This is a genomic window from Vibrio fortis (assembly GCF_024347475.1).
GTDB classification, from domain to species: Bacteria; Pseudomonadota; Gammaproteobacteria; order Enterobacterales; family Vibrionaceae; genus Vibrio; species Vibrio fortis.
Genome location: NZ_AP025489.1, coordinates 72,516 through 84,206 on the forward strand (window position 1 = coordinate 72,516; position 11,691 = coordinate 84,206).

At 44.0% G+C, this 11,691-nt stretch carries 9 protein-coding genes; 6 read left to right on the plus strand and 3 right to left on the minus strand.

From position 1 onward, the window contains the following. Positions 1-15: 15 nt before the first annotated feature. Positions 16-990 (minus strand): DUF1852 domain-containing protein, encoded by a 975-nt coding sequence (locus tag OCV50_RS22195; RefSeq protein ID WP_261905413.1) that lies wholly within the window; start codon positions 988-990, stop codon positions 16-18. A gap of 314 nt (positions 991-1,304) precedes the next feature. Between OCV50_RS22195 and OCV50_RS22200 the strand changes: the two genes are divergently transcribed. The 3 genes from OCV50_RS22200 to OCV50_RS22210 all read left to right on the plus strand — a co-directional run bounded on the left by OCV50_RS22200 (position 1,305) and on the right by OCV50_RS22210 (position 3,928). Then, complete coding sequence (locus OCV50_RS22200; protein ID WP_390905182.1) at positions 1,305-2,144, plus strand: sulfite exporter TauE/SafE family protein; 840 nt, start codon at positions 1,305-1,307, stop codon at positions 2,142-2,144. A gap of 50 nt (positions 2,145-2,194) precedes the next feature. Then, a complete protein-coding gene (locus OCV50_RS22205; RefSeq protein ID WP_261905493.1) occupies positions 2,195-2,626 on the plus strand; it encodes a GNAT family N-acetyltransferase in 432 nt (143 codons plus the stop codon). Positions 2,627-2,776: 150 nt separating this feature from the next. Continuing rightward, positions 2,777-3,928, plus strand: coding sequence for a tyrosine-type recombinase/integrase (locus tag OCV50_RS22210; RefSeq protein ID WP_261905415.1), 1,152 nt, complete (start codon positions 2,777-2,779; stop codon positions 3,926-3,928). 30 nt (positions 3,929-3,958) lie between these two features. Here OCV50_RS22210 and OCV50_RS22215 read toward each other — a convergent pair whose 3' ends face one another. Then, a complete protein-coding gene (locus OCV50_RS22215; protein ID WP_261905416.1) occupies positions 3,959-4,567 on the minus strand; it encodes a TetR/AcrR family transcriptional regulator in 609 nt (202 codons plus the stop codon). A gap of 160 nt (positions 4,568-4,727) precedes the next feature. Here OCV50_RS22215 and OCV50_RS22220 point away from each other — a divergent pair, with 160 nt between their 5' ends. Next, positions 4,728-5,954, plus strand: coding sequence for an efflux RND transporter periplasmic adaptor subunit (locus tag OCV50_RS22220; RefSeq protein ID WP_261905417.1), 1,227 nt, complete (start codon positions 4,728-4,730; stop codon positions 5,952-5,954). Between the two features lie 13 nt (positions 5,955-5,967). Beyond that, the gene (locus tag OCV50_RS22225; RefSeq protein ID WP_261905418.1) at positions 5,968-9,150 is read left to right on the plus strand and encodes an efflux RND transporter permease subunit; all 3,183 of its coding nucleotides are present in this window, start codon (positions 5,968-5,970) and stop codon (positions 9,148-9,150) included. Positions 9,151-9,294: 144 nt separating this feature from the next. Here OCV50_RS22225 and OCV50_RS22230 read toward each other — a convergent pair whose 3' ends face one another. Beyond that, positions 9,295-10,185: an EamA family transporter gene (locus tag OCV50_RS22230; protein ID WP_261905419.1), complete on the minus strand. Its 891-nt coding sequence runs from the start codon at positions 10,183-10,185 to the stop codon at positions 9,295-9,297. Positions 10,186-10,282: 97 nt separating this feature from the next. Here OCV50_RS22230 and OCV50_RS22235 point away from each other — a divergent pair, with 97 nt between their 5' ends. Then, complete coding sequence (locus tag OCV50_RS22235) at positions 10,283-11,665, plus strand: aminotransferase-like domain-containing protein (protein WP_261905420.1); 1,383 nt, start codon at positions 10,283-10,285, stop codon at positions 11,663-11,665. Positions 11,666-11,691 lie beyond the last annotated feature (26 nt).

Sequence of the window (11,691 nt, forward strand, 5' to 3'; positions counted from 1 at the left end):
TACAATCCCCTAGCCTTAAGCGAAACTTGCAGACCATTGGTCTAACGTGTGTTGGAACGGTTTGATAAAGTGCTCTTCCGCGAATTTACCTTGCTTGATTGCTAGTTTGCTACGCTCTTCACGGTCGTACACAATTTGTGTTAGTGAGTGATCTGAGTTCTTTAAGTTTGGTTGGTAACGATTACCCGCAACCGCATTCGCGTTGTAGATTTCTGGGCGGTATATCTTCTGGAAAGTTTCCATCGTACTAATTGTGCTGATCAGCTCAAGGTTTGAGTAATCGTTAAGTAGGTCACCAAAGAAGTAGAATGCCAACGGAGCAACACTATTTGGTGGCATGAAGTAACGCACTTCTAGGCCCATTTTCTTAAAGTATTGCTCAGTTAAAGATGATTCGTTTGGCTGATATTCGAAACCTAAAACTGGGTGTTGGTTGTCTGTGCGTTGGTATATTTTATTATCTGATACGCTTAGGCAGATAACAGGTAGTTTTTTAAAGTTCGCTTTGTATGTGTCAGACTTAATGAACGATTTGAATAAATTACCGTGCAGTTCACCAAAATTATTAGGAACGCTAAAGCCAGGCTTATCTTTATTATGCTCTAACAACAAAACACTAAAATCATAATCTCGCACGTATGAAGAGAAGTTATTCCCCACTATACCTTCAATGCGTTCATTAGTCGCGTGATCGACAATGTTAGTTTTCAATACTTCGATAGATGGGAAGTTTTCGCCTTTGCCTTCAATGTCGATATCAACAGACACGATCTCTAATTCAACAGAGTAGCGGTCTCGATTTGGGTTGTCCCAGCTTGCTAAAGCATTGAAATTGTTGTTAATCATGTTCAATGCATTACGAAGATTTCTCTGACGGTTTTCACCACGCGCCAAGTTGGCAAAGTTGGTTGTAATACGCGTACTGTCTGAAGGGTGGTAATTTTCATCAAGTCCGATGCTTTTAATCGTAAAGTTGAAATCAGTAGTCATGTTGAGCGGTATCCTATTTCCTGAGTTGAAAGCTAATTTCCTTACTCTCTCTAGGCTTTCTGGATTATTTTTATAGTCCCAGTCATTAGTCACCACAGCTTTATTTAATAATTGAATAACTTCAAATGCCAATATAACTGTAAGTTGTCGCTAGATTTAGAGAAGAGTTTATTTTATAGCGCGAATCAAGAGTCAAAAAACAGTGGTATTCCTTCACATTGATTATGAGAAATATTCATGTAGTTATAGGGTGGCATTGATGTGCTACTCAGTTATATTACTTCATCACATTTTGATGATTTGCTTTGTATGGAATGCAAACCCTAATATTTAATAGGAGAGTAAGGGTGAGTGAAATAGTACTGATATTGTGTTGTGCTGTGTTAGGTAGCGGCGTTGGCTTTTTAGCTGGGCTATTGGGTATTGGTGGCGGTCTAGTTATCGTCCCAATCTTAAGCATTATTTTGTTGCAGTTCGGCGTGTTGCCTTCGGAGCAAGTGGTAGTCGTCGCTATTGCAACCTCTTTAGCGTCAATACTCTTCACTTCGACTTCTTCTGCTATCGCTCACCACAAAAATGGCAATGTACCGTGGGATATCGCACCTTGGATTATGGTTGGTGTTGCTTCGGGCGCGCTGATCAGTGGGTTTATGGCCGCGCAATTGCCAGACCAAGTCGTTAGAACCATTTTTGCTGTGAGTGTATTTCTTATCGCAATTAAAATGTTCCTTAGTAGCAAAACTGACAACGTACCTGAACGTACCTTACCTAATAAAGGTGTACTTACCGCTCTTACCACCATCACTGGCGCATTGTCTGCGATGATCGGTATCGGTGGCGGTGCTCTTTTGGTTCCTTTGTTGTCTTTCTTTTCTGTTAACGTCAAAAAGGCTATCGGTTGTGCATCGGCATGTGGGATCATCATCGCGCTGTTTGGGTCTGTCGGTTACGTGAGCTCTGGCCTTCCCTATTTTTCGTTGAGTGATGGTTTTGCCGGTTTTGTTTATTTACCAGCCTTGCTTGGTATTGTTTCGACCTCTTGGTTTACTGCACCATTGGGAGCAAAGGCAACTAACCATCTTCCTGTTGCCACGATTAAGAAAATTTTTGCCGTTCTTTTGGTGGTGATGGCTGCAAATATGGCGTTTAATTAGTTCCTAACGTTTTAGTTATACACGAGGAGTTCTTCTTGGAATTTAAATAAATTGAACCCTGCCAGGTTCCGTTTGATTTGCTGTTAGAAGCGGATCCATCCGAGGCGAGTATTTCCTCGTATCTATATGATTCTTGGTGCTTTATTGCTTGTGATAATAATGAAGTACTAGGAGCTTGTATTGCTAAACCAGTCACTTCTACCACTGTTGAGATTTTTAATGTCTCAGTACTGCCCAGTCTCCAACGTCTTGGTATTGGTACAAAACTTTTAAAGTCGGTGCTTGCAGAGTTACCAAACAAAGGTATCACTCGCCTAGAGTTAGGGACTGGTACCTTTGGCTATCAATTAACGTACTATCAGAAGTTGGGGTTTCGTGTTGATTCGGTATCTAAAGACTATTTCCTTATCAATTACAGCGAGCCAATATTCGAAAACGGTATCCAGCATAAAGACATGCTTAGGCTGTATATTAATCTCTGATCATCATCTTAATTTCCCATTTAGGCTCATTGTCTAATTAACAGACGAAACTCACCTCGTTTGATGGAGTTTTTTATGTCGACCGTCGCCCTAATTACATAGTGTGATATAATTACAGTTATATCACACTATATTGTTAAAATAGAAACAATGACGAACTCGAACTTCCCAACGAAACGACAAAGCCAAGTGACGCTGTCACCTGAGCGTTCTCATCAAGAAACTGTCCAGCAGTGGGAGAAGCAAAAAGAAAAGCTCAGCCGCTTTAAACTTAACTTTCCCAACCTTAATGAGAGTTTTGATCCTAATTGGACTGAGTTACCTCTAGTGCGAAAGCACTTAGACGAGTTCGAAGAAAACCGCGGCGGCTTGAGTATTCACACTTTAAAGATGTTAGCGTTCGTTGTGCGTAAATGGGATGACTACTGCAAAGAACAAAACGTTTATAGTTTTCCAATATACGCCCCTGTCCTATTAACTTGGTTCAAGTCGCTTAAGCTAGAGTTCGATGTGAAGATTAATACGCTTAAGCAATATCGAGCGCAGCTTAGCCTGTTCCACAAAATTATGAATACGGATGACGTCACTAAACTGCCGGCCATCTCCACGTTCTTTAAATCACTGCCAAAAGATGAGATGGAAATTACCGGCTCGCAAGTTATCGAGCTGCAAGCTAAGCCATTTCGAAAGCACCATTTGCTAAGATTGATGGATTTATGGGGCAATGAAAAGCGCGCGGTTCCTTATCGAGATCTCGCTGTTCTTACCGTTGCTTATGGCACCCTACTTCGAGAGGGCGAAATTGGTAAGATACGAAAAAAACACATTAAGTTTCTTGAAAATGGCGACATCAACATCGAACGTGTTACATCTAAAACCACAATCAGTCCAGAGCCGAAGCGATTAACAGGCCGGTTTTCAGCGATTGTAAAACGCTATATCCAAACCTATTGTCAGCCGTTGGATGAAGATGATTTTATCTTTTGTTGGTTAACCGTCAAAGGTGGACGACCTGCAGGCTATCGACAGACTCCGATGTCGGGAATGACTATCGACCGCATTTATCAGCGTGCTCACGATCTACTCGTTGAATTGGGTGACGTTGTCACACCAACAGAAGCTCACCGAAATGTATGGAGCGGTCACTCTAGCCGTGTCGGCGCACTACAAGATGGTTATCATGCAGGTTTAAATTTAACCCAGCTCATCCAACTCGGTGATTGGAAAAGTAATGAAATGGTACTGCGCTACTTGAGAGGTTTGAATAACCAAGACAGTCCAAACCTCATGCTCCAGGGCTAAAAACGAACCCCTTTAACCTGAATTAAAGCATTAATTTACACAGAATGCGTGCAAGTCTTTTATTCCAAGCTCCGCCACTGCGATAATCATCTCTGGCGACACATCATCCATAGAGTGAACTGATAAACCATTGAGAAACGTGGCCATGAAATGGGTCATCACTTGTGGATCAGCAGATTCAATTAACTGGCCTTCATTTTGAGCCTTGGTGAACCTTGCTAGCAGTATTTCACCCATCTCTTTTCGACAATCGATCATCGCCTGTTTGATCGGGCTAGCATCAGCGCTACATGCCAAGGCACCTTGGATCATCAAACAACCTTTTGGCTTATCTTTACAGCTGTGTGCTTCTGCACACCCAATAATGATGTCCGTGATCACCTTTCGTATGTCAGCCTGTTCTAATGCCTGATAAAAATATTCTGATTCACGGGCTTTGTACATTTCGACCGCTTTAAGAAACAGTTGTTCTTTATTACCAAAGGCGGAATACATACTGGGTTTATTGATACCCATTGCCTTGGTTAAGTCAGAAAGAGAAGTCCCTTCAAACCCTTGTTCCCAAAACACTTTTAATGCTTCTTCTAGCGCCTTTTCTTGGTCAAAACTGCGTGGTCGACCTGCTGTACCGACTACCATAATCTCACTACCACTTATTCGTTCAATCCCCTAAATGGTAATGCGGCAGGCATACGTTGTCCATATGTTGTAACCATTCATTCTATAAATTTTACTTGATCAATATCAAAAGTCAGGATTATTATACCGATCGGTACAAAAATAACATAAGGATAGCGAGATGGTAGGCAAACACCTTAAAACGCCTCTTCTACTAATCTCATTTGCAGCGCCATTGGTGTTGTCTGGATGTCAAGATTCACACGCCGAAGCTCCTGCATCAGCGCCACCACCGCCAACAGTTGAAGTGGCACAAGTACTTGTAGAACAGGTTACCGAGCTTGATCAATACACTGGCCGATTAGAATCACCTCAAACCGTAACCGTGATGCCACGAGTGTCGGGCTACGTTGATCGTGTTCACTTCCGAGAAGGTCATCTCGTGGAAGCTGGAGAAGTGCTTTTCTCAATCGACAATCGTTTGTTTGTTGCTGAAGTTAACCGTTTGAAAGCGGAACTTAGCAGTGCTCAAACAAGCTTGAATCAAGCAATCAAAGATTATGAACGCGCTCAAAGACTGAGCAAAACCAAAGCGATTTCCCAAGAGACCGTTGATGCACGTTTTGCAGATAAACAGCGCAGTGTGGCAAGTGTTTCAGCTCTTAAAGCTGCTTTGGCAAAAGCTGAATTAGACCTTGAGTTCACTCTAGTACGTGCTCCAATTACAGGTAAAGTTTCTTTTGCAGAAGTGACCAAAGGTAACTATGTAACTACAGGTCAAACGGTACTTACGTCCTTAGTGTCTACTTCGAAAATGTATGCTTACTTCGACATTGACGAGCGCAACTTCCTTAAATATCAAGAAATTAACAACCTCATCTCAGCGGATGGCGAAATTGAAAATGTCGTTCAAATGGCGCTAGCTAACGATACTGACTTCCCTCATATCGGCTACATCGATTTTGTAGACAATGCGATTGATGAATCAACAGGAACCATTCAAGTTCGCGCCGTTTTTGATAACGCGGATAAGCAATTTTTGCCGGGTATGTTCGCAAAAATGCGCATCGCGGGCTCTGATAGCTACCAAGGCGTGTTGATTGATAACAAAGCGATTGGTACGGATTTGAACAACAAGTATGTTTTGGTTTTAGGCGATGACAATATTGTCCAATACCGAGCGATCGCTCTTGGTGAAGGTCTTAACGGATTGCGTATTGTGTTAGATGGTCTAAAAGGCGATGAAAAGATCGTCGTGAATGGCTTACAACGCGTTCGCGCTAACATGCCTGTTACCCCTGACGAAGTTGCTATGGCTGATGAAAAGACCCTTGCCAATATTCGCCAGCAACAAGCATTAAGAGATCAGCAGCGCACTGAACTACTGACTCTGCAAGTGAAGCAATAAAGGAACCATTGCAATGTTTTCCCAGTTCTTTATTCGTCGGCCGATCTTTGCATCCGTGCTGTCGATACTCATATTCATCGGTGGTGCATTGTCTGTATGGCAACTGCCTATCACTGAATACCCTGAGGTAGTTCCTCCGACTGTCGTTGTAACAGCGACCTACCCGGGCGCGAACCCGAAAGTCATAGCTGACACCGTCGCGTCGCCCCTTGAAGAAGAGATCAACGGGGTTGAAGACATGCTGTATATGTCTTCTCAAGCGACTTCGGATGGGGTAATGACGCTCACCGTCACGTTTGCCATTGGTGCCGACGTAGACAAAGCGCAAACTCTAGTTCAGAGCCGTGTTGATCGTGCCCTACCTCGTTTGCCTGAAACCGTTCAGCGACTTGGTGTTGTGACGGAAAAGTCATCGCCAGATTTGACCATGGTAGTTCACTTAGTGTCTCCAGATGAGCGCTATGACCTGCTGTATCTTGCGAACTACGCAGCGCTTAACGTTAAGGATGAACTTGCCCGAATTGAAGGTGTGGGTGCCGTTCGCCTGTTTGGTGGCGGCGAATACAGCATGCGTATTTGGCTTGATCCAAACAAAGTCGCAAGCTTGAACCTAAACCCTAGTGAAGTCATTTCTGCGATTCGCGAGCAGAACCAACAAGCTGCAGCAGGTAGCTTGGGAGCTCAACCAAGTGGTTCGTCAGACTTCCAACTGCTTATCAATGTTAAAGGTCGTTTAAGCGAAGTTGAAGAGTTCGAGAATATCATCATCAAGGTTGGTGAAGATGGCCAAATCAACCGCTTGAAAGATGTCGCTCGTATTGAATTAGGTGCCGAAACCTACTCGCTTCGTTCACTACTTGATAACCAAGACGCGGTTGCAATTCCAATCTTCCAAGCTTCTGGTTCAAACGCCATTCAGATTTCTGATGACGTAAGAGCTAAAATGGAAGAACTGTCAGCTAGCTTCCCACAAGGTGTGAGCTACGAGATTGTGTATGACCCAACGGTATTCGTTCGTGGTTCTATTGAAGCAGTCGTGCAAACTCTGCTTGAAGCGGTATTGCTTGTTGTACTGGTTGTTGTTCTGTTTTTGCAAACTTGGCGCGCATCGATCATTCCATTAGTCGCGGTTCCAGTTTCGCTAGTCGGTACATTCGCTTTCATGTACTTAATGGGCTTTTCATTAAACGCCCTGTCATTGTTCGGCTTGGTACTTGCTATTGGTATCGTTGTTGATGATGCGATCGTGGTGGTTGAAAACGTTGAGCGAAACATCGAAGAAGGTCTCGCACCTATCGCGGCAACTGAAAAAGCGATGCGAGAAGTGACAGGCCCAATTGTTGCGACTACTTTGGTACTCGCTGCGGTATTCATCCCAACGGCGTTTATGTCTGGCTTAACGGGTCAGTTCTATAAACAGTTTGCATTGACTATCACGATTTCGACATTCATTTCTGCAATCAACTCACTGACGTTGAGCCCAGCTCTATCGGCCTTGTTGTTACGTGGTCATGACCAACCTAAAGACTGGCTAACGCGTACAATGGATGGATTGTTTGGGCGCTTCGTATTTACCCCATTCAATAAGCTATTTAACAAAGGTTCTGTCGCTTACGGTTACGCAGTCAAGAAGACCATTCGACTTGGAGCTTTGATTGGTGTGATGTATATCGGCCTACTTGGCTTAACGGCGTACCAATTCGATCAAACTCCAACAGGATATGTTCCAGGTCAAGACAAGCAGTATTTGGTTGCGTTCGCTCAATTGCCAGACGCGGCTTCACTTGAGCGTACTGATGCCGTTATCCGTGAAATGTCTGAGATTGCGTTGGCACAACCTGGTGTCGAACACTCCGTTGCATTCCCAGGGCTGAGCATTAACGGGTTCACTAATAGTCCAAACAGCGGCATTGTGTTTACTCCGTTAGCCGATTTCGACGAACGTCAAGACCCGAGTTTAAGTGCCAATGCGATTGCCGGTCAACTGAACCAAAAATTTGCCTCTATCCCTGATGCATTCATTGCGATCTTCCCACCACCACCAGTCCAAGGTCTGGGTACGATTGGCGGTTTCCGTTTGCAGATCCAAGATAGAGCGAACCATGGTTATGAAGCCTTATATGGTGTGACTCAACAAGTGATCATGAAAGCATGGGCTCACCCGGCACTAACTGGCGTGTTTTCAAGCTATCAAGTGAATGTTCCACAGTTAGATCTGGATGTTGACCGTACGAAAGCACTCAAGCAAGACCTATCATTAGACGATGTTTTCTCTACCCTACAATCGTATATGGGGAGCACTTACGTCAATGATATCAACCGCTTTGGTCGCACATACCAAGTGAACGTTCAGGCCGACGAAGAGTTCCGCCAAACACCAGAGCAGATTCGCCAGCTAGAGGTTCGAAACGCGAACGGTGAAATGATTCCTTTGGGCGCATTTGTAGATGTGAATTACAGTGCTGGTCCTGATCGTGTGATGCACTACAACGCCTACACTACAGCAGAAATCAATGGTAGCCCGATGCCAGGTTTCAGCTCAGGTGAAGCACAAGCTGCGATTGAACAGATCCTTGCTGAGGCACTACCAATTGGCATGACTTACGAATGGACAGAACTGACCTACCAACAGAAGTTAGCCGGTGATACAGCCATGTTGATCTACCCATTGGTTATCTTGTTGGTATTCCTGGTACTTGCTGCGCAATACGAAAGTGTACGTCTGCCAATGGCGATCATCCTAATCATCCCAATGACGCTTTTATCAGCGATCAGTGGCGTGATTCTATGGGGTAGTGACAACAATATCTTCACCCAAATTGGCCTAATCGTGCTGGTTGGTTTGGCGACCAAAAACGCCATTCTAATCGTCGAGTTTGCCAAGGAGTTGCAAGACAAAGGTCATACTGTAATGGAAGCGGTTCTTGAAGCATCGCGCTTACGTCTTCGCCCAATCTTAATGACCTCGATCGCCTTCATCATGGGTGTAGTACCAATGGTGTTCTCAACGGGTGCTGGTGCTGAGATGAGACAAGCAATGGGCATCGCTGTGTTCTCTGGCATGATTGGTGTAACCATCTTTGGATTGCTACTCACGCCACTGTTCTACTATGTGCTGGCTAAACGTACCCCAAAAGAGCAAAGTGATAAAACAGCGCAAGTATCATTAAAGCCAATTAACGAATCCACTGTCTAATCCTTTATTCAAGTGATTAGAAAGGCAGCCCGTGCTATTTGGGGCTGCCTTTTTTTTGAACTACGAGTTGCGTTTATTAAAGCTCAACAACAGATACGCTTTAACCCAATGGTTATGTACGTAAACATCTGTCGCTTCATATGCTTAGTTCGTTATTGGCTTACCGACAGCTTCGGTTACCTTTTTACCAGGTTTAACTATCAGCCCTATTCCGATAAGGAAAAGAACACAGGCAACAACTTGCGCAGTACTTAGTATTTCATCATACATGTAATACCCTGATATCAATGCGAAAACAGGTACTAGCAGAGTCATTGGTGCAGTCGTACTCAGCGGGTATCGAATCAACAACCTATTCCATACCCAGTAACCAAATAGCGTGGTTGGATAAGCTTGGAACAGCACAGCAATCGTCGTATTCATATCCCATACTTCAAATGCTTCTGTCACGATGTTTGGCCCGTAAATACTCACCGCAAACATAACCAATGGAATTGGCGCAAACAGCATTCCCCATACGTTGAACGCGAACGCTTGAGTTGTTTTAGAAGCCTTGACGATCATCCCCATAATTGTCCAACAAGTCGCCGCTATCATGATGAAGATACCACCTTGCAACGTCACATTTCCGTTGGTCGCTGAAACAAGGACCATTAATGCAATGAGTGCTGTCATAGCACCAATAACTTTCCTTTTTGAAGCCAACTCTTTATGAATGAATACCCCTACAGCCATGCTGATAAGCGCATTTGACGATAGCAACACCGAAGACATACCTGAAGATAAGCCCGCGGTAATCGACCACGATGCCATTCCCCATATACCGACACCAAAAACCAACCCGTAGCTGAACAGATAACGCCAAGCGACGTTTGGCCTACGAATGAAAAAAATTGCAGGAATCACCGCCAAAGTGAATCGTGCGGCTGTCGCCAATAATGGGTGAACCTCTGTAATGCCCATTTTGATCATCGAAAAATTAAAGCCCCAAATAGCCATTACAAAAACAGCCAAAAATAAATCGTTTCTAACCATAAACTGCCCTCCTTCTGCTTTGAAAAAGAGTATCAATCAAGTACAGTTTCCAGTACAGATACAGTTTTTAACAAAAAAATAAGTACAGTTGGCATCTATGAGTCTTTACAAAACATTGGCAAATCAGTTTGTTCAAGAAATTGAAGATGGAAAATTAAGCGAAGGAACTCGTATGCCTTCCCTGCGGCAGTTAGCAAAACAGCAAGCTGTAAGCATGTCGACGGCGGTCAGCTGTTATCAAGAGCTGGAATCTCAAGGTTGGATCCATTCACGCCCACAGGCTGGTTACTATATTTCTGCAAGAAGCAAAAAACACAACACGCCGGAATGGACGCAGTTTGTAAGTACAGTGTCTCAAGTTCATCAAAGTTTCTCTATTCACTCGCCTCACAACGGCCCACTTGGTGTATCTAGCACGACTATCGATGACACCGCACTGCTCGAACTTGAACGTAGTTTCCGTCGCTCAAGTAAGCGATTAGGAAACCGACTGAATCATTACCCTAACACGCAGGGCGATCCATCATTGTGTGACGCTTTAAGTGTTCATTTTTCGAAATTGGGCATCCATATCAATCCACAAGACCTTGTGATCACATCGGGGTGCATGCCTGCTATTAAAGCAGCCCTAGAATCTTGTACTCAAGTCGGCGACGCCATAGCCATCAGTTCTCCATGCTTTAGTGGGATCTTAGATCTACTGGGAAAAATGGGGAGGAACATTGTCGAGATCCCGTCAATCGATGAAGGGATAGACCTTTCCCAGTTAGAACTACATTTGCAACAAGGGAGTGTAAAGGCTGGTATATTTTGTACGTCACATATGAACCCGCAAGGTATCACTATGTCTGCTCAGCAAAAACAAAAACTCGCCGAGCTTGCCAATCATTACCAAGTACCAATGATTGAGGACGACGTATATTTAGAATTATCGTATTCAGAACACACCCCGTTACCGGCCAAGTATTATGATTCAAATGGCTACATACTCTGGTGCGGTTCGATATCTAAAAGTTTATCGCCGAGCTATCGTCTTGGTTGGTGTTTACCTGGCCGGTTTGCTGACAATTATCGCCAACATCACTCTGCTTCATGCTTCGGAGTTTCGCTACCTATTCAACTGGCCGTAGCCGACTTCATTGAATCGGGTAACTATGCCAAGCAGTTGAAGCGTCGAAGAACCAAGCTACTGAGTTTACGACAGTCTTATCTCAACTACTTATCCGAACGTTTACCAAGCGGGGTTAACATCAGCCAACCGCAAGGCGGGATGGTACTGTGGTTACAAGTGCCAAAACTGGACCTCGAAAAGTTCACCGCATTAATTGAAAAGCATCAAATCGATATTCGATTGGGGCAGCTGTTTAGTACGCTGCCGCTCTACAATGATTGTTTTAGGATCAATATTGGTTTTGATCTTACTGAAGACGTGAAAAGAGAAATAGACTTGTTGGCGGAAGCAATAAGCAGCTCGCTTTAATCATCTACGAATCAATAATTTGCTGT

Coding starts and splice junctions, on each gene's coding strand:
- OCV50_RS22235 (WP_261905420.1), top strand. CDS start 10,283: ATGAGTCTTTACAAAACATTGGCAAATCAGTTTGTTCAAGAAATTGAA.
- OCV50_RS22210 (WP_261905415.1), top strand. CDS start 2,777: ATGACGAACTCGAACTTCCCAACGAAACGACAAAGCCAAGTGACGCTG.
- OCV50_RS22195 (WP_261905413.1), bottom strand. CDS start 990: ATGACTACTGATTTCAACTTTACGATTAAAAGCATCGGACTTGATGAA.
- OCV50_RS22215 (WP_261905416.1), bottom strand. CDS start 4,567: ATGGTAGTCGGTACAGCAGGTCGACCACGCAGTTTTGACCAAGAAAAG.
- OCV50_RS22230 (WP_261905419.1), bottom strand. CDS start 10,185: ATGGTTAGAAACGATTTATTTTTGGCTGTTTTTGTAATGGCTATTTGG.
- OCV50_RS22225 (WP_261905418.1), top strand. CDS start 5,968: ATGTTTTCCCAGTTCTTTATTCGTCGGCCGATCTTTGCATCCGTGCTG.
- OCV50_RS22200 (WP_390905182.1), top strand. CDS start 1,305: ATGCAAACCCTAATATTTAATAGGAGAGTAAGGGTGAGTGAAATAGTA.
- OCV50_RS22220 (WP_261905417.1), top strand. CDS start 4,728: ATGGTAGGCAAACACCTTAAAACGCCTCTTCTACTAATCTCATTTGCA.